This window comes from Micromonospora sp. C28SCA-DRY-2 (assembly GCF_030519475.1).
Lineage (GTDB): Bacteria > Actinomycetota > Actinomycetes > Mycobacteriales > Micromonosporaceae > Micromonospora.
Genome location: NZ_JAUMKD010000005.1, coordinates 399,037 through 413,917, shown reverse-complemented (window position 1 = coordinate 413,917; position 14,881 = coordinate 399,037). Strand labels below are relative to the sequence as shown.

Annotated in this window: 15 protein-coding genes; 6 read left to right on the top strand and 9 right to left on the bottom strand. The window is 75.3% G+C overall.

Annotated features, from left to right (window positions below; genetic code table 11):
• Positions 1–210: 210 nt before the first annotated feature.
• On the top strand, positions 211–1,248 hold the full coding sequence (locus Q3W71_RS22570; protein WP_302921388.1) for a LacI family DNA-binding transcriptional regulator: 1,038 nt from the start codon (positions 211–213) through the stop codon (positions 1,246–1,248).
• A 106-nt stretch (positions 1,249–1,354) separates the two neighbouring features.
• Here Q3W71_RS22570 and Q3W71_RS22565 read toward each other — a convergent pair whose 3' ends face one another.
• Complete coding sequence (locus Q3W71_RS22565) at positions 1,355–2,185, bottom strand: peptidylprolyl isomerase (protein WP_302921387.1); 831 nt, start codon at positions 2,183–2,185, stop codon at positions 1,355–1,357.
• A gap of 142 nt (positions 2,186–2,327) precedes the next feature.
• Positions 2,328–3,638, bottom strand: a complete 1,311-nt coding sequence (locus Q3W71_RS22560; RefSeq protein ID WP_302921386.1) for a D-alanyl-D-alanine carboxypeptidase family protein — start codon at positions 3,636–3,638, stop codon at positions 2,328–2,330.
• A 205-nt stretch (positions 3,639–3,843) separates the two neighbouring features.
• Here Q3W71_RS22560 and Q3W71_RS22555 point away from each other — a divergent pair, with 205 nt between their 5' ends.
• Both Q3W71_RS22555 and Q3W71_RS22550 read left to right on the top strand, forming a co-directional pair.
• Positions 3,844–4,176: a cupin domain-containing protein gene (locus tag Q3W71_RS22555; protein WP_302921385.1), complete on the top strand. Its 333-nt coding sequence runs from the start codon at positions 3,844–3,846 to the stop codon at positions 4,174–4,176.
• A gap of 229 nt (positions 4,177–4,405) precedes the next feature.
• Positions 4,406–5,134: a class I SAM-dependent methyltransferase gene (locus tag Q3W71_RS22550; RefSeq protein ID WP_302921384.1), complete on the top strand. Its 729-nt coding sequence runs from the start codon at positions 4,406–4,408 to the stop codon at positions 5,132–5,134.
• A 95-nt stretch (positions 5,135–5,229) separates the two neighbouring features.
• Here Q3W71_RS22550 and Q3W71_RS22545 read toward each other — a convergent pair whose 3' ends face one another.
• Entirely contained in the window at positions 5,230–5,955 is a 726-nt protein-coding gene (locus Q3W71_RS22545) for a MerR family transcriptional regulator (RefSeq protein ID WP_302921383.1), read from the bottom strand.
• A gap of 176 nt (positions 5,956–6,131) precedes the next feature.
• Here Q3W71_RS22545 and Q3W71_RS22540 point away from each other — a divergent pair, with 176 nt between their 5' ends.
• Entirely contained in the window at positions 6,132–8,405 is a 2,274-nt protein-coding gene (locus Q3W71_RS22540; protein ID WP_302921382.1) for an excinuclease ABC subunit UvrA, read from the top strand.
• A 46-nt stretch (positions 8,406–8,451) separates the two neighbouring features.
• Here Q3W71_RS22540 and Q3W71_RS22535 read toward each other — a convergent pair whose 3' ends face one another.
• From Q3W71_RS22535 to Q3W71_RS22525, 3 genes are all read right to left on the bottom strand, one after another.
• Positions 8,452–8,691, bottom strand: a complete 240-nt coding sequence (locus Q3W71_RS22535) for a hypothetical protein (protein ID WP_302921381.1) — start codon at positions 8,689–8,691, stop codon at positions 8,452–8,454.
• Between the two features lie 118 nt (positions 8,692–8,809).
• Complete coding sequence (locus tag Q3W71_RS22530) at positions 8,810–9,232, bottom strand: protein-tyrosine phosphatase family protein (RefSeq protein ID WP_302921380.1); 423 nt, start codon at positions 9,230–9,232, stop codon at positions 8,810–8,812.
• Between the two features lie 523 nt (positions 9,233–9,755).
• Entirely contained in the window at positions 9,756–10,343 is a 588-nt protein-coding gene (locus tag Q3W71_RS22525) for a DUF6194 family protein (RefSeq protein ID WP_302921379.1), read from the bottom strand.
• A gap of 112 nt (positions 10,344–10,455) precedes the next feature.
• On the opposite strand from Q3W71_RS22525, the gene Q3W71_RS22520 reads away from it, so the two are divergent.
• Positions 10,456–11,190: a TioE family transcriptional regulator gene (locus Q3W71_RS22520; RefSeq protein ID WP_302921378.1), complete on the top strand. Its 735-nt coding sequence runs from the start codon at positions 10,456–10,458 to the stop codon at positions 11,188–11,190.
• A 252-nt stretch (positions 11,191–11,442) separates the two neighbouring features.
• On the opposite strand, the gene Q3W71_RS22515 is transcribed toward Q3W71_RS22520, so the two are convergent.
• The 3 genes from Q3W71_RS22515 to Q3W71_RS22505 are packed head-to-tail and all read right to left on the bottom strand — an operon-like array spanning position 11,443 to position 14,034.
• Positions 11,443–12,087 carry a response regulator transcription factor gene (locus tag Q3W71_RS22515; protein WP_302921377.1) on the bottom strand — a complete coding sequence of 215 codons (645 nt, stop codon included), beginning with the start codon at positions 12,085–12,087 and terminating at the stop codon, positions 11,443–11,445.
• Positions 12,078–13,232 (bottom strand): sensor histidine kinase, encoded by a 1,155-nt coding sequence (locus Q3W71_RS22510; protein WP_302921376.1) that lies wholly within the window; start codon positions 13,230–13,232, stop codon positions 12,078–12,080. The genes Q3W71_RS22515 and Q3W71_RS22510 overlap by 10 nt, the downstream gene beginning before the upstream one ends.
• A gap of 1 nt (position 13,233) precedes the next feature.
• Positions 13,234–14,034, bottom strand: coding sequence for a DedA family protein (locus Q3W71_RS22505; RefSeq protein WP_302921374.1), 801 nt, complete (start codon positions 14,032–14,034; stop codon positions 13,234–13,236).
• A gap of 140 nt (positions 14,035–14,174) precedes the next feature.
• Here Q3W71_RS22505 and Q3W71_RS22500 point away from each other — a divergent pair, with 140 nt between their 5' ends.
• Complete coding sequence (locus tag Q3W71_RS22500; RefSeq protein WP_302921373.1) at positions 14,175–14,867, top strand: carbon-nitrogen hydrolase family protein; 693 nt, start codon at positions 14,175–14,177, stop codon at positions 14,865–14,867.
• The last annotated feature ends 14 nt before the right edge of the window (positions 14,868–14,881 follow it).

Genomic DNA, 14,881 nt, shown 5'->3' with positions numbered 1-14,881 from the left:
CGCAGCGGTGCGGGACGGCCGCCCGCTGGTCCGGGCGACCGAAAGGGCCCGACAAATTTCCGGAAGACCCTCGCGCTTCGTCGGAACGCTAGAACCGACCTGCCATGTCGTCAACCCCCGTCCGTGGGGCAAGATGACCGTGCGGCGGCGTGCCGTTCCGGGATTTCGGTGGCGACGGTCGGCCCCGGCCGACCGGTGAAGGAGACGCGGGTGGACGCGGACCAGGGACGCAGGGTGACCATCACCGCGATCGCGCGGGAGGCGGGTGTCTCGGTGCCGACCGTGTCCCGGGTGCTCAACGGGCGCTCGGACGTGGCCCCGGACACCCGGGAGCGGGTGGAGGAACTGCTGCGCCACCACGGCTACCGCCGCCGGGGCAGCCGCACCGTACGCCGTGCCGGCCTGGTCGACCTGGTCTTCAACGACCTCGACAGCCCCTGGGCGGTGGAGATCATCCGAGGCGTGGAGGACGTCGGGCACAGCGCCGGCGCGGGCACCGTGGTCTCCGCGATCCACCGGCAGCCGACCGCGGCCCGGCTGTGGCTGCAGAACCTGCGCGCCCGGGCCACCGACGGCGTCATCTTCGTGACCTCGCACCTGAGCCCGCCGCTGTACGCGCAGCTGCGCCGGCTCAACGTGCCCGTCGTGGTGGTCGACCCGGCCGGCGTGCCGGCCACCGACGTACCGACCATCGGTGCCACCAACTGGGCCGGCGGGCTCGCCGCCACCGAGCACCTACTCTCGCTCGGGCACCGGCGGATCGGCTTCGTGGCCGGGCCGACCCAGCTGCTGTGCAGCCGGGCCCGGCTGGACGGCTACCGGGCTGCGCTGGAGGCCGCCGGGGTGCCGGTGGACGACCGGCTGGTGCAACCGGGCGACTTCTACCACGCCTCCGGCTTCGCCGGCGGGACCGCGCTGCTCGACCTGGACGACCCGCCGACGGCCATCTTCGCGGCCAGCGACCAGATGGCGTTCGGCGTCTACGAGGCGGTACGCCGCCGCGGGCTGCGGGTCCCCGACGACGTCAGCGTGGTGGGCTTCGACGACCTGCCGGAGGCCCGGTGGGCCTCCCCGCCGCTGACCACCGTCCGGCAGCCGCTGGTGGAGATGGGTCGGCTGGCCGCCCGTACCGTGCTGCGGCTGGCGCAGGGCGAGGCGATCGACTCCCCGCGGGTGGAACTGGCCACCGATCTGGTGGTGCGGGACAGCTCCGCCGCACCGCCGGCCCGGTCGAACGGCCGGCCGTGACGGCCACACCTTTCTCGGCCGGCCGGTGGCTCTGTTTCCGGTGACGATCCGATAGTTGCGGCCCGCCCCGGTCCAGGATGGATGGGACCGGGGCGGGCTGTCGCGGTCAGCGGTGGTGGTGCCGCACCGCCCGGCAGATCTCCACCGGCAGCGCCGGCGCGCCGTCCACCGGCGCCGGGTTCTCGGCCGTCGGGGCGATGCCACCGGCCGCGATCCGGTCCAGCGTGGCCAGGCCGGCGGCGTCCACCGAGCCGAAGATCGTGTAGTGCGGGCGCAGCGCCGAGTTCGACTGCACCAGGAAGAACTGGCTGCCGTTGGTGTCCGGCCCGGCGTTGGCCATGGCGAGCACACCGCGGGCGTAGACCTTGCGCTCCCCGGTCGGGTCGGTCGGTGCCGGCGGCAGGTTGGTGGGCAGCTCGTCGCGGTACCGGTAGCCGGGGCCGCCGGAGCCGGTGCCGGACGGGTCACCGCACTGGAGCACCTTCAGCGTCGGGTACGCGGTCAGCCGGTGGCACGAGGTGCGGTCATAGAAGCGGTGCCGGACCAGGTGCAGGAAGCTCTGCACGGTGCACGGGGCGGCGGCCCGGTCGAGGGTCAGGCCGATCGGCCCCTGGTTGGTGCGCAGGGTGACCCGGACGGTACCCCGGTCGGGGGTGCGCCGCGGGTCGGGCGGCAGCGGGACGGGCCGGGCCGCCGGGTCGTCCGGCGTCTCGGCGTACGCGCACGGCCCGGGGGTGGTCCGCGGCGGCTCGCTCCCGGCGGCGACGGTCGGCGTGGTGCCACCGGCGCCGGGGGCGGCCACCGCGGCGGTGCCGCCGGCGCCGACCAGCGCCCCGGCCAGCAGGGCCGCACCGGCGAGGCGGGCCAGCGTGCGGGACGGTCGGCCGGGCGTCGCGGTGGCGGGCGGGACGGGTTGCGGTCGGGGTTCGCTCGACACGGGCATCCTCCTGGGACTCGTGGTGCCAGAGAGACCGCAGTCTATGGAGCCGATAGCCGGTTGTCGATCGGCGACACACCGGCCGGTCACCGGGTGCGGCGGCGGGCCGCCCGGTCAGCGGGCACGACGGCGGGCCGCCCGGTCAGCGGGCGCGACGGCGGGCCGTCCGGCGTCCCCAGAGCAGGCCGCCGAGCAGCAGCACCCCGGCCCCGCCGAGGGCGACGCCCCACCACCGGCCGGCCAACCCGTCGTCGACCGGACCGCTCACCGCCGCCGGGCGCGGGTCGCCGGTGGCGGCCGGGGCCGGCGACGGCGGGTCGTCCAGCTCACCCGGCTCGACCAGCCGGCCGACCGCGGCGTCGCGGGGCAGCGCGAAGCCCCAGTCGAGCAGGGCCGCGCCCTGCTCCCAGCCCCGGGCCGGTCGTGGCTCCGCGCCCAGCAGGGTGACCACCAGCCGCCGCCCGTTCCGCTCGGCGGCGCCCACGTAGGTGTGCCGGGCCAGGTCGGTGAAGCCGGTCTTGCCCCCCAGCGCACCCGGGTAGCGGTAGATCAACTGGTTCTCGTTCTGGATCTCGAAACCCTTTGCCTTCCGGGTGGGTTGGGCCGGGATCCGGGTCCGCTCGGTCAGCGCGTACCGGCGGAAGGTGGCGTCGGCGAAGCAGACCCGGGCGATCAGCGCCAGGTCGTACGCGCTGGTGAACTGGCCCGGGCCGTCCAGCCCGGACGGGGTGACCGCGTGCGTCTGGCGGGCGCCCAGGCGGCGGGCGTACTCGTTCATGGCGCGGACCCCGCCGGCCCGCCCCTCCGCGCCGCCGCCGAGGCGGGCCAGCAGGTTGGCCGCCTCGTTGCCGGACTGCAGCAGCAGCCCCAGCCAGACCGTCTCGATCGGATAGCGGCCACCGGGCACCAGGCCGACGGCGGACGAGCCCGGTTCGATGTCCAGGTCCTCGTCGACGACCGTGACGACCTGCTTCGGGTCGAGCCGGGGCAGTATGGTCGCCGCCAGCAGCAGCTTCTGCACGCTGGCCGGGGTGCCGTACTCGTGCGGGCCGCAGCCGCCCAGCACCTGGCCGGTGTCCAGGTCGGCGACCAGCCACGAGGTGGCGGTGACCGCTGGCGGGGTCGCGACCCCGGCCGGGACGACCAGCCCGGCGGTGTCCAGCGCCGGGCCGCCCACCGTCCGGTCCTCGGGGACCGCCGGCGGCGGCGAGGGCCGCGGCGGCCGGGAGACCTTCGGCGCCGGCGCACGCGGGCAGGGCCGCGCCGGCCCGCCGGCCACCGTCGCGGGCCCGCCGGGCCCCGTCCCGGGCGCGGTGGGCGCGGAGGGCGCCGAGGGCGCTGGGTGGGCGGCGAGCGCGGTGCGGGCGGTAGGCGCGGCGGCCGCCGCCGGAGCGACCGCGCCGGCGGGCAGCAGGACGGCGGCCCCGGTGGCCACCAGCAGCCGAACCCTCATGCCCGTCACCCTAACCGGCGGGATGTCCGGCGGGGCCGGGCCGCGGGCGCCGGGCCGACGACGCTGGTGCCGGACGCCACCCGCCGTCCGGGACCATCGGCCCTGCCCACCGGCCAGCCGGTGGACGACGCTGGTGACCTGGTGCGGCAGCCGACCGCCGGCCGGCGCCCGCGCGAACCGTCCAGCAGAGCCACGGAGGTCGACCATGGAGGTCCTGTCGCTGTCCCAGCTCGCCGAGGAGCAGCTCGCGTCGGCGCGCGAGGCGAGCAGCGGACGCAGTGGACGTTCGCTGCACCCCGGTCAGCACCATCGGCTGCGGCAGACCCTGGTGGCTCTGCTCGGCGGCCGGTCCCTGGACGAGCACGAGAGCCCGGGCGAGGCCACCCTCCAGGTGCTGCGCGGCCGGGTCCGGCTCACCGCCGGGGAGCAGTCCTGCCCGGGCGGACCGGGCGACCTGCTGGTCATCCCCCCGCGCCGGCACGCCCTGCACGCCGACGAGGACGCGGTGGTGCTGCTGACCGTCACGCCCCGCCCCTGACCGGCCCGCCCGCCCCTGACCGGCCCGCCCGGCCCGGTCAGCCCCGGACCCGGGGTGCGGTGGCGCGGTCGCTGGTGCGGTGCGGGCGGCGACCCGCAGGAGCCGCGCCGCGCGCGGGGTGCCGGCCGGCGGTCGTTTGGCTCACAAGCCGTTGCCTACGGCGGCAGCGACCGACTAGAACCGGGTGACGATCGCCCGGACCGGCCGGCGACGGTGGCGAGGTGATGGCGTGGCTCTGATCTCCTTCGACGACACCGACGCGGCCGCCTTCGCCGCGACCCGCGAGCTGCCGCGCAACGGGTTGGACCGCTGGCGGCACGCGGTGGGCCAGCATCTGCGCCCCCGGGCCGGGATGACCGTGCTCGACCTCGGCGCCGGCACCGGCGCCTGGGCCGCCGCCTTCACCGACTGGTTCGGCGTCCGGGTGGTGGGCGTGGAACCGGCCGAGGCGATGCGCTCCCGCACCACCCACCGCCCGCTGGTCGCCGGCGACGCGGTGGCGGTGCCGCTGCGCGACGCCACAGCGGACGCCGCCTGGCTGTCCACGATGATCCACCACATCCCCGACCTCGACGCGGCGGCCCGCGAGCTGCGCCGGGTGCTCCGCCCGGGCGCGCCGGTGCTGATCCGCTCGCCGTTCCCCGGCCGGCACCACCGGATCGCGCTGTTCCACTGGTTCCCGGAGGCGGTCCGGGTCCTGGAGCGCTACCCCGACCTGGCCCGGGTGCGCTCGGCGTTCGCGGCGGCCGGTTTCCCGGTGAGCAGCGTCGAACCGGTCGCGCAGACCACCGCCGCGTCGCTGGCGCAGTACGCGCAGCGCCTCGACCGCCGGGCGCACACCCCGCTCCAACTGATCAGCGACGACGAGTACGCGGCCGGGGTGGACCGGCTGCGCGCGGCCGCCACCGAGGACAGCGGACCGGTCGTCGACCACCTCGACCTGCTCGTGCTGCGCTGAACCCCGCGCCGGTGAGGTGCGCCCGCCGCTGGATCTGCGCACGGTGTCCGAGCCCGGCCGGGCCGCACGGCCTCCCGTCACCTGTCGCGGTGGGCTCAGTCGAGCAGGCCCCGGTGGCGCAGGTAATCGTGCAGCGCGGCCGAGCCGCCCAGCCGCCGCAGGCTGCGCCGGTGCAGATCCTGCTCGCGCCGGGCGAGTTCGGCCCGGACCCGCTGCGGGCTGCCGGTGCTGCGCAGCTCGTCGAGCACGGCCGCGATGATGTCGAACGGATAGGCGCCCCGGCGCAGCAGCGCGACCACCTGCGCGGCCCGTAGCTCCGCCTCGTCGTACACCCGGTAGCCGGTGCCGCGCTCGCGCACCGGCCGAAGCAGGCCCCGCCCCTCCCACAGCCGCAACTGCGAGGTGCGGACCCCGACCAGGCCGGCGACCACGCCGATCCGCAGGGCACGCCGGGGCGCCGCCACGGCGGGGCGCGGTGCGCCCACCACCGTCTCGAACGCGCCGAGCACCCGCCGGATCTCGGCCCGCTCCCGGTCCAGCTCGGCATGCCCGGCATCCAGCGCGGCCAGCGCCGCCGGCAGGTCACCGCGGTGCACCGCGGCCATGATCTCCCGGGTACGCGCCCAGCCGTGCCCCTCGGCCAGCCGCCGGGCCACGTCGAGCGCCCGGGCGTGCCCGGTGGTGAAGATCCGGTAGCCGGCCGGGGTGCGCTCGACCGGCGGCAGCACGCCGAGGTCGACGTAGTTGCGCACCTGCTGCACCGAGATGCCCGCGGTGGCGGCGAGGTCGACCGCCCGCAACCGCCCGCCCCGCCCGTCCACCGGCTCACCCTACCGCTTACACGTCGTTTGAGACTTTGCCGGCTTTCCCGGCGGGCATACAGCGCAACGCTGCGCGAAAACCCTCCACCAGGCCATGAATGAGACAATTGAAGGCTGCCAGACCCGTGGAAGCTCGGGCGGGATCAACCCTGCCCACGATCACACGAAGGGTTCGCATGCCGCAGCCAGCACGGTCCGCCGCCGACAGCCACGACATGATCGAGGTACGCGGGGCGCGGGAGAACAACCTCGCCGCCGTCTCGGTCGACATCCCCAAGCGCCGCCTGACCGTCTTCACCGGAGTGTCCGGATCGGGGAAGTCCTCCCTGGTCTTCGGGACCATCGCCGCCGAGTCCCAGCGGATGATCAACGAGACCTACAGCGCGTTCCTCCAGTCGTTCATGCCGAACCTGAGCCGGCCGGACGTCGACTCGCTGCGCAACCTCACCCCGGCCATCGTGGTCGACCAGGAGCGGATGGGCGCCAACTCCCGCTCCACCGTCGGCACCGCCACCGACGCGTACGCGATGCTGCGGATCGTGTTCAGCCGGCTGGGCACCCCGCAGGTGGGCGGGGCGGGCGCGTTCAGCTTCAACCTGGCCGAGGGGATGTGCCCGACCTGCGAGGGTCTCGGCCGGGTCTCCGACCTCGACGTGCACGAACTGGTCGACGTCGAGCGCTCGCTCAACGACGGCGCCATCAAGGTGCCCAACTTCGCCGTCGACTCGTGGTACTGGCAGGCCATCGTCGGCTCGGGCCTGTTCGACCCGGACACGAAGCTGCAGGACTACACGCCGCAGCAGTGGGAGGACTTCCTCCACAAGCCGGCCACGAAGATCAAGATGGGCAGCAACAGCTGGACGTACGAGGGCCTCGCGGTGAAGGTGCGCCGGCTCTACCTGGCCAAGGACCGCGAGTCGATGCAGCCGCACATCCGTGCCTTCGTCGACCGGGCGGTCACCTTCACCACCTGCGCCGCCTGCGGGGGCGCCCGGCTCAACGAGGCGGCGCTGTCGTCCCGGATTGCCGGCCGCAACATCGCCGAGTGCTCCGCGATGCAGATCAGCGACCTGGCCGAGTTCGTCCGCGGCATCGACGACCCGTCGGTCGCGCCGCTGGTCGGCAACCTGCGTGACCTGCTCGACTCGCTGGTCGAGATCGGCCTGGGCTACCTCAGCCTGGACCGGGAGTCCGCCACCCTCTCCGGTGGCGAGGCGCAGCGGGTGAAGATGGTCCGGCACCTCGGCTCCAGCCTCTCCGACGTCACGTACGTCTTCGACGAGCCGACCGTCGGCCTGCACCCGCACGACATCGCCCGGATGAACGACCTGCTGCTGCGCCTGCGCGACAAGGGCAACACGGTGCTGGTGGTCGAGCACAAGCCGGAGACCATCGCCATCGCCGACCACGTGGTCGACCTCGGCCCCGGTGCGGGCGCGGCCGGCGGGCAGGTCTGCTACGCCGGCGACGTCGCCGGCCTGCGGCGCTCCGGCACGCTGACCGGCCGGCACCTGGACCACCGGGTCCGGCTGCGCGAGCGGGTCCGCCGGCCCACCGGTCACCTGCCGATCCGCAACGCCGACCTGCACAACCTGCGCGACGTCAGCGTGGACGTGCCGCTCGGCGTACTGACCGTGGTGACCGGGGTGGCCGGCTCCGGCAAGAGCTCACTGATCCACGGGTCGCTGCACCGCCGCGACGGCGTGGTGGTGGTCGACCAGTCCCCGATCCGCGGCTCCCGGCGCAGCAACCCGGCCACCTACACCGGGCTGCTCGACCCGATCCGGGCGGCGTTCGCCAAGGCCAACGGGGTCAAGGCGGCCCTGTTCAGCGCCAACTCCGAGGGTGCCTGCCCGACCTGCAAGGGCATCGGCCTGGTCTACACCGACCTGGCCATGATGGCCGGCGTCGCCTCGGTCTGCGAGCGGTGCGAGGGCCGGCGCTTCACCGACGAGGTGCTGACCTACCGGCTGCGCGGGAAGAACATCAGCGAGGTGCTGGCCATGTCCGCCACCGAGGCCCGGGACTTCTTCCCCGGCGGCCAGGCGCGGGTGATCCTCGACCGGCTGGTCGACGTCGGGCTCAGCTACCTCACCCTCGGGCAGCCGCTCAACACGCTCTCCGGGGGCGAGCGGCAGCGGCTCAAGCTGGCCATCCACATGGCCGACAAGGCGAGCACCTACGTGCTCGACGAGCCCACCACCGGGCTGCACCTGGCCGACGTCGACCAGTTGCTCGCCCTGCTGGACCGGCTCGTGGACGCCGGCAACACGGTGATCGTCATCGAGCACCACCAGGCCGTGATGGCCCACGCCGACTGGCTGATCGACCTGGGGCCGGGTGCGGGGCACGACGGCGGGCGGATCGTCTTCACCGGCACCCCGGCCGAGCTGGTCGCCCACGGCGACACCCTGACCGCCCGGCACCTGCGCGAGTACGTCGCGGCGTGAGCCGGCGCGCCGTGGTCCCGGTGCCCGGGCACCGGGACCACGGTGGTCAGCGGCCGGACGCCGTACTCACCGTCGGCACGGACGGGGCGTCGAGATCGCGCAGCCAGGCGCGCAACGGACGCAGCGCCGCCACGACCGGCGTGAGCAGGCCGACGGTGATCAACAGCGCGTCCAGGAAGAGGACGGCGAGCACGCTGAGCACGGCCAGCGACGCGGCCGCCCGGGCGACGGACGCCATCCGCGTGGCCGGCCGACGGTGAACGCCCTGGTAGCGGGGTGGTGCCATGGTGGTTCCTGCCTAGATTGTCGACGAGGGTGCCCCTCCTACCCCGGCGCGGCCGGGCGAACCCGGTTCATGACCGGCGCCACAGGTTGACCGGGGTATCGCCTCGTGACCAGCGGATTCACCGGGGCAGTCGGCGGAGCCAGCGCCGCTGCCAGGGTGTCTCCACCGCGCGTGGCCGGTAGTTCGCGCGTACCCACTCCACCGCCCGCTCGGCCGGCAGCCCGTCGAGGATCGCGAGCGCGGCGATGGCGGTGCCCGTCCGGCCGGTGCCGCCGCGGCAGGCCACCTCGACGCGTTCACCGCCGTGCGCCCGGCGCAGCGCCTCCCGCAGCGCGTCGAGCGCGTCGGCCCGGTCGACCGGGACCCAGAAGTCCGGCCACCGGATCCGCCGGTGCGGCCACCGCGGCGCCGGCCCGTCCGCCAGCAGCAGGGCGAAGTCGGCCGGCGAGGCCGGATCGCCGATGCGTCGCCCGCGCACCCTCACGCCACTGGGCAGGGCGACCACTCCGGTCTGCTCGGTCCATGCCTGCTTGACACCCATCCGGGCATTGTCCGCTCCCCGCCGCCCGTCCCGAGGTCCCGTTCGCCCTGGGCTGAGCGCGATCTCCGATTCGGGCGGCCGGCCGCTCCTCCGAGTGCCGGCGCTCCCGCTCCTCCGAGGGCTGGCGCCCCCTCGGGGCCGGCGCTGACCCGGATCGGCTGCCGCCCGAACGGGCCAGCCGCACCGAACCGAGCAGCGCACCCGTGCCGGGCCAGGCCGTCCGGCGGGTCCGGCGTGCCGGGCCAGGCCGTCCGGCGGGTCCGGCGTGCCGGGCCAGGCCGTCCGGCGGGTCCGGCGTGCCGGGCCAGGCCGTCGGGCGGTCCGGCGTGCCGGCGGTGGTCCCGGTCAGGGCGGGGCGGACGAGACAGCGCCGCCCCCGGGCCCTGGTGGGCTCGGGGGCGGCGCTGGGGTGTCGGTGTGCAGGTCGCCTCTCGGCGAGTGGCGCGACGCGGCTCCAGCCGGACGGTATTCCGCGAAGGCAATATGGTGAGGCCCGGGGACACTGATCACACCGACACCTCCCTCAACCTACCGACTCCGGTTCTTGTTCCCGGCCCGGTGAGACCGATTTCTCAGGTCGGTCGGCGGGTCGACGGGCGGCGTTGTCCCGGTCGAGGGCTCGCTGGTGGCGGGCCCGGGCCCGGCGGTGCGCGAGGTCGAGCAGCCGGTCGACCTCCGGCAGGCGCTCGACCCCGGGGTTGAGGACGCACGCCCAGCCGTGCAGCCCGTACGCGGGATGGGGCTGGATCACGTCCAGCCGGGTGAAGTCCAGCGCCGACCTGCGGTCGGGCAGTTCCGCCGGCGGGTAGCCGAACAGGCGCTGGAACTCCAGCCGGCCGAGTTCGATGTTCAGCCGGAAGACGCCCGGCCGGTCGAGGCGGGAGTCCTCGTCGAAGCCGGGCGTGTCGTGGTAGACGAGGGTGGCGAACGGCCGCCGTCGATCCGGCCCGACGAAGAAGAACCGGTCGCCCCAGTGCGTCTCGGGCACGCCCGACTCCTCGTCGGCCACCACCTGGGCGACGTCGGGCAGCGCGAGGATCCGCTCGGCGAGCGCCGCCGCGGAAACCGCCCCCCGACCGTCGTCGTACGGGGATCCATCTCCAGAAGTCATGGCCTCAACCGTATCCTTGAACCACCCAGTGAAGGTTTCGCGTCAGCCAAGGCAGGAGAGTCAGCTGAAGTCTCAAGCCGCAGGACATGCCGCGGCAGGTGGCCACCGTCCGGTGGACCTCGCGCGGGAGCACGGCATCTCCACCCAGGCGGTCCGCAACTACGAACAGGCCGGCGTCATCCCGGCGGCCCACCGCACGCCGAGCGGGTACCGCCGCTACTCGGCCCGCCACGCCCGGGCCCTGCGGGCGTACCTGGCACTGATCCCGGCGCACGGCCACGCGACCAGCGGCGAGATCATGCGTGCCGTCAACGCCGGCGACCTGGACACCGCGCTGCGGGTGATCGACAGCAGCCACGCCCAACTGCTGCGGGACCGGGAGACGCTCGACGCCGTCGAGTCGGCCATCGGCATCCTCACCGCGCCGCCGGCCACCGACCGGCCCGCCCGCCCGCTGACGGTCGGCGCCCTGGCCCACCGGCTCGGGGTGACGGCGGCGACGCTGCGCAAGTGGGAGCGGGCCGGCATCCTCGAACCGGCCCGTGACCGCGCCACCCACTTCCGCCTGTACGGCCCGGACGACGTCCGCGACGCCGACCTGGCCCACCTGCTGCGTCGCGGCGGCTACCCGCTGGAGCAGATCGCCACCGTCCTGCGGCGGGTCCGCGACGCCGACGGCCCCGGGGCGCTGGCCGGCTCGGTGGCGGGCTGGCGGGCCCGGCTCGCCGCCCGGGGGCACGCCATGCTGGTCGCCGCCGCCCGCCTCGCCGACTACCTCCACCCGCAGGACGACGAACCCCCGGCCGATGCCGCAACCACCACCGGGCCCGCACAGCCGACCGCCTGAACGCCGGTCCGTGTGCTTGTTCCGGGCTCGGCTGGGGTCCGCTGCCGGGCGAGGAGGTCAGCGGCCTGCTGTTCCCACCGGCCCGCCACAGGGCTGGACCGGATTGATCGACACCGGATCGCCGATACGGCGCCATCCCGGCGGGGTCGATACCGCCACATCGCCGAAACCGCCGTGCCCCGCACGCCCGCAAGACCCGACCGCCCAGCGGCGGCCGTGGGGCCCGTCGCCGGCCAGAGCGAGGAGGACGGTTCAGAGTTCCAGGTAGCGCAGCACCGCGAGCACCCGCCGGCTGTACCCGGCCGCCTGCGACAGGTCGAGCTTGTCGAAGATCGTGTTGATGTGCTTCTCGACGGCGCTCTGCGACACGTGCAGCCGTTCGGCGATCGTGGCGTTCGTGTGCCCCTGGGCCATCTGGTGCAGCACGTCCCGTTCGCGGGGGGTGAGCCGGCTCAGCGGATCGGCCGGATCGGCGCCGGCGAGGACCCGGCGGACCACCTCCGGGTCCAGAGCGGTCGCGCCGGCGGCCACCCGATCCAGGGCGTCGAGGAAGTCGTCGACCTGGGCCACCCGGTCCTTGAGCAGGTACCCGACCCCCTCCGGACGGTCGGCCAGCAGCCGGGTCGCGTACCGCCGCTCGACGTACTGGGAGAGCACCAGGACGGCGGTGGCCGGCCAGCGGCGCCGGATCTCCAGCGCCGACCGCAGGCCGTCGTCGGTGTTGGTGGGCGGCATCCGGACGTCGGTGACGACCACGTCGGGGCGGTGCCGTTCGACGGCGGTGACCAACTCGTCGGCCGCGGCTACCGCCGCGACGACCTCGTGCCCCTCCTCGGCGAGCAGCCGGGCCAGCCCCTCCCGCAACAGCGCCGAGTCCTCCGCCAGCACTATCCGCACGGCAGCTCCGCCAGCACGGTGGTCGGGCCGCCGGGCGGGCTGTCCACCCGGAGCCGGCCGTCCAGCGCGGCCACCCGACGGGCCAGGCCGGTCAGTCCGGCGCCGGTGGGATCGGCGCCGCCCACGCCGTCGTCGTGCACCCGCAGCCGGATGGTCCCCGCCCGGCTCTCCACCTCCACGGTGATCAGGGTAGCCGCGGCGTGTTTCGCGGCGTTCGTGAGCGCCTCGCAGGCCACGAAGTAGAGCACCGTCTCGACCGGACGGTCGGGGCGGGTCGGCACGTCGTACCGGATGCGCACCGGGATGTCGGAGCGGTCCGCGACGACCCGGAGCACCTCGCCCAGGTCACCGTCGTCCAGCGCCGACGGGTAGACCCGCCAGGCCACCTCGCGCAGTTCGGCGATGGCCTGCTGGGCGTCCTGGTGCGCCTGGGCCAGCAGCGCGGCGGCGCGCTCGGGGTCGCGGCTGCGCCGGGCCCGGCCGAGCAGCATGCCGAGGGCGACGAGGCGCTGCTGGAGGCCGTCGTGCAGGTCCCGTTCGATGCGCTGCCGTTCGGCGTCCACGGCGGCGACGACCTCGGCCCGGCTGGTGGTCAGCTCGCGGACCCGCCGTTCCAGCTCGGCCCGGGAGCCGGCGCCGAGCAGCCGGTGGGCGAGCCGGACGTCCAGCGCCGCGATGCTGGCGACCGCCTGGACGTTGACCAGGAGCAGCGCGGCGCCGAGGACGACCTGCACCAGGGCGTCGGCGGGTGCCATCTCCCCCCGCAGTACGGCCGACAGCACGATCACCGCCAGCACCACGCCGACGGCGAGCAGCCCGTACGCCAACGCGCCGAGCGCACCGGGCAGCAGCCGGGCGGCCAGGTAGCCGACCGCACGCCGGCCCGGTGTCGCCGGCCCGCCCGGCGCCGCCCCGGCGGTGAGGAAGCCGGCCAACCGGCGGCGTTCCAGCCCGACCAGCCGGGCGGCGTACCGCAGGATCGCGGCGTGCACCCGGCGCCGGGCCGGCGGGACGGCCGCCGCGCCGGCGGCCGCCACGGCCGCGACGACCAGGAAGAGCAGCTCGCCGAGGGCGGTCAGGATCCCGGCGGCGACGCCGACCGGCACCCTGGCCGCGCGCGGCAGCGCGGGCCAGGGAGGTGCCACCTCACCGCACCCCGTCGTAGTCCCAGCCGTTCTGCTGGGTGTCGGAGTAGGTGCTGCGGTAGATGGTGCCCCGGCCGCTCGGGTCGGGCATGCCGGCGGCCGGCGGCGCGGACGGCGGCGGCGGGACCGGCTCGGCGCCCGCCCGGGACCGCCGGCGCAGCCGGGAGACGACGAACCAGCCGAACGCGGCCACGCAGGCGACGATGACGACGTTCTGGAGGACGCCGACGTACCCCTCGACGAGGTGCCAGTTGTCGCCGAGCAGGTAGCCGGCGAGCACGAAGGTGCTGTTCCAGATCAGGCTGCCCAGCGTGGTGTAGACGACGAAGGTCCAGACCGGCATCCGTTCCACGCCGGCGGGGATGGAGATCAGGCTGCGGAAGATGGGGATCATCCGCCCGAAGAAGACCGCCTTGACGCCGTGCTTGAGGAACCACGCCTCGGTCCGGTCCACGTCGCTGAGCTTGACCAGCGGCAGCCGTTCGGCGATGGCCCGGACCCGTTCCCGGCCCAGCGCGGCGCCGATCCAGTAGAGCGCGAGGGCGCCCAGCACCGAACCGAGGGTGGTCCAGAAGATCGCGCTGACCACACTCATCCGGCCCTGGCCGGCGACGAAGCCGGCCAGCGGCAGGATCACCTCGCTCGGGATCGGCGGGAAGAGGTTCTCCAGGGCGACGGCCAGGCCGGCGCCGGGGCCGCCGAGCCGTTCGACCAGGCCGGTGACGTAGCCGACCAGGCCGTCCTGGGGCGGTTCGGCCTGACCGGCGGCGGCGAGCAGGGCGTGCGGCGCGCTACGAATCATGACCCACACGCTACGAACCCTTCCTGGGAGCCGGCCATGGGGCCGGCCGTCGATCCCGGCGGGCGGTCCGCACCGGCGGGGGTGCGGAAAACCACAGGGTCACCGCCTATCCTGCGGGTCCGCCGAGAAGAGGAGCCGCCATGCGTACGCCGTTGCGCATCGTCGTCGCGCAGCCGCCCTGTGTCGCGTACGACGTGGGGGCGAACGCGGCGACGCACGCCGCCACGGTCCGCGCGGCGACCGCCCGGGTGGTGGTCTTCCCCGAGCTCTCGCTGACCGGCTACCAGCTGGACGCCCCGCCGGTGGACGTCACCGACCCCCGGCTCGGGCCGCTGGTCGAGGCGTGTGCCGACACCGGTGCGCTGGCCCTGGCCGGCGCCCCGGTCGCGGGTGAGCACATCGCCATGCTGGCCGTCGACGCCACCGGGGCGCGGGTGGCGTACCGGAAGATGTGGCCCGGCGGGGCGGAGGGCGACCGCTTCTCCCCCGGCCCGGCGCCGGCGGTGCTGACCGTGGACGGCTGGCGGCTCGGGCTGGCGATCTGCCGGGACACCGGGATCGCCGAGCACGCGGCGCGGACCGTGGCGCTCGGCGTCGACGTCTACGTCGCGGGCGTCCTGGAGCACGCCCGGGACGCGGCCGTCGCGCCCGAGCGGGCGCACCGGATCGCCACCACCCACCGGGTGCACGTGGCGGTGGCCAGCTTCGCCGGGTCGACCGGCGGCGGCTACGCCGAGGCGGCCGGCGGGTCGGCGATCTGGGCACCGGACGGCAGCGTGCTCGCCCGGGCCGGCGACGCGCCGGGCGAGACGGCCGGCACGACGCTGACCTGACCCCGCCCGGGCTG

Coding starts and splice junctions, on each gene's coding strand:
- Q3W71_RS22525 (WP_302921379.1), bottom strand. CDS start 10,343: ATGACTTCTGGAGATGGATCCCCGTACGACGACGGTCGGGGGGCGGTT.
- Q3W71_RS22535 (WP_302921381.1), bottom strand. CDS start 8,691: ATGGCACCACCCCGCTACCAGGGCGTTCACCGTCGGCCGGCCACGCGG.
- Q3W71_RS22560 (WP_302921386.1), bottom strand. CDS start 3,638: ATGAGGGTTCGGCTGCTGGTGGCCACCGGGGCCGCCGTCCTGCTGCCC.
- Q3W71_RS22505 (WP_302921374.1), bottom strand. CDS start 14,034: ATGATTCGTAGCGCGCCGCACGCCCTGCTCGCCGCCGCCGGTCAGGCC.
- Q3W71_RS22530 (WP_302921380.1), bottom strand. CDS start 9,232: ATGGGTGTCAAGCAGGCATGGACCGAGCAGACCGGAGTGGTCGCCCTG.
- Q3W71_RS22540 (WP_302921382.1), top strand. CDS start 6,132: ATGCCGCAGCCAGCACGGTCCGCCGCCGACAGCCACGACATGATCGAG.
- Q3W71_RS22555 (WP_302921385.1), top strand. CDS start 3,844: ATGGAGGTCCTGTCGCTGTCCCAGCTCGCCGAGGAGCAGCTCGCGTCG.
- Q3W71_RS22500 (WP_302921373.1), top strand. CDS start 14,175: ATGCGTACGCCGTTGCGCATCGTCGTCGCGCAGCCGCCCTGTGTCGCG.